General features: G+C 47.5%; 1 protein-coding gene. It reads right to left on the bottom strand.

The genetic code is table 11. The annotated features are described in order from the left end of the window. The coding region (locus WB217_RS19200) for a S8 family peptidase (protein ID WP_423994941.1) at positions 1–1,872 on the bottom strand (1,872 nt) is incomplete at both ends.

Genomic DNA, 1,872 nt, shown 5'->3' with positions numbered 1-1,872 from the left:
CGTATACCCCTGTTTCCTGCGGGCTGAGTGCGAACCAGTCCTCATCTTCGAACGTAGCTAAGTAGCCATCTGCACGCTTGCCGATGGAGTAGGGACGTGCATTTTCCTGGACCATCGTAATGTATTCCAGCTCTGGATTCTCTTCGTGGGCTGCTTTATAGGAAGAAGCAATTTTAATCCTCTGCTGTTCAAGCTTCCCTTCCGAATAATCCTCCATGCCATCTTCAGGCATAGGCTGCTCTTCTTCCATATAAGGGAGATTATCTTCGTCAGCCGGCATTACTTTTCCAGTAATGCTGAACATGTATGGTACCAGCGAGCTTTCTGGCTTGCTTGTTTCCATGAACATATCAAAGCCAAAAAAGAATTCTTCCATTCCGTAATAATTGCCCGGATTATTCGTTACTTTTACAGCGTAAGTCATTCCTGGCTCCGCTGTAAAGGTCAAGGCTTCACCTTCACTTGTTCCGCCGTTATTGGAATAGTACATCGGCTCAATTTCTTCGCCATGATCACCCTCATGGGCAGCTTGATATTCTCCTTTTGCCGGGTCTTCACCTTCTGGCATTCCTTCACCTTCTGGCATTTCTCCTCCAACCGGCATCAGCATTTCCGCAGGGTAGACACTGATCGCCGTGTTCGCGCCAGGAACCTCGCTTACTTCAAGCTTTACAAGCTGGCGTTCTTCTACAGAGAAGGTGAAATAATCGTCGTCACTTCCGTCTCTTCCTGTAAAAGTCAGCGGAGTTTCATCATTGCTGTAAGGAATTGCTTCGATAGCAACTGGATTCTCCAGGTCGGAGTCATCCTTCAGGTAACCGATCATTTTATTGACTTGCAGCGTATATTTGGATAGCTTTTTCGCAGAGTCGTCATAGTTGGCATTTACGTCCTTGACGCCAATCGCCAGTACACCGTCGGCAGGTGCTGTGAATAGCTTGCCTTCTGCCTTGCCTTCACGGACTTTATTGATATCGTGAATGCGTTTTGTGCTCGCAGAAGTGAAGCGCATCATCATTTTGTAATCATATTTAGAGGATCCAGATAAAACGGCCTGGATATTATCTCCCTTTTTAACGTTGAACTTGATCCATTTTTCCTCTGAAGGCTTGGTTATGGTATCTGTAAATAAAGTCTGCTTATCCACTTTTACAGATTTGGCACTTGCAAAAATCTCTTTTTCCGTCAGTTTCTTTTTGACCAGTGCCGGCAATTTCTTCAGGTCAAATTGAAGCGCTTTGACAGGGTTCACTAGACCGTTGCCAAATTTTACGTCAAAGCCTTTTTCGCCAAGGTCGTCCGCACTGTGCTCGAGTATGTACTCAACCTGTGCAGGTGTAAGGCTTGGATATTTCGACAGCAGCAATGCAGCTGCTCCGGCAACGACTGGCGAGGCCATGGACGTGCCGCTCATTTTTCGGAAGCTTGATAGCTTCTCAGGTTCATAGATCGTGCTGTATACTTCTTCTCCCGGTGCCACGATATCAACCGATGGTCCATAGGATGAGTAGCTTGATAATTTCTTATATTTATTGGTAGAGCCGACGCTGATGACGCCCTCATAGCCTGCCGGATAGTTTGTCCAGTCGCTGGCATCGTTTCCTGCTGCCGCTACGATCACAACGTTTTTAGCAACCGCCTGCTTGACAGCTTCCTCAATGACTGGTGATGGCATCGGTCCGCCCAGACTCATATTGATGACCTTTGCGCCGCTTCTCACTGCCTCAAGGATACCCTCGGCGATGGCGTAGTCGCTCGCTCCCCAGCCACGGTCAAATACATCGATGGAAAGGATATCGGCATCAGATGAAACCCCATAGCCTCCGATTCCATTATCTTTTTTAGCCGCGATAATTCCAGCTACGTGTGTGC

It is taken from the genome of Mesobacillus sp. (assembly GCF_049588175.1).
In the GTDB taxonomy this organism is placed as follows: Bacteria; Bacillota; Bacilli; order Bacillales; family Cytobacillaceae; genus Mesobacillus.
Note: the sequence above shows the minus strand (reverse complement) of the source record. Positions and strands in the feature narration are given on the sequence as shown.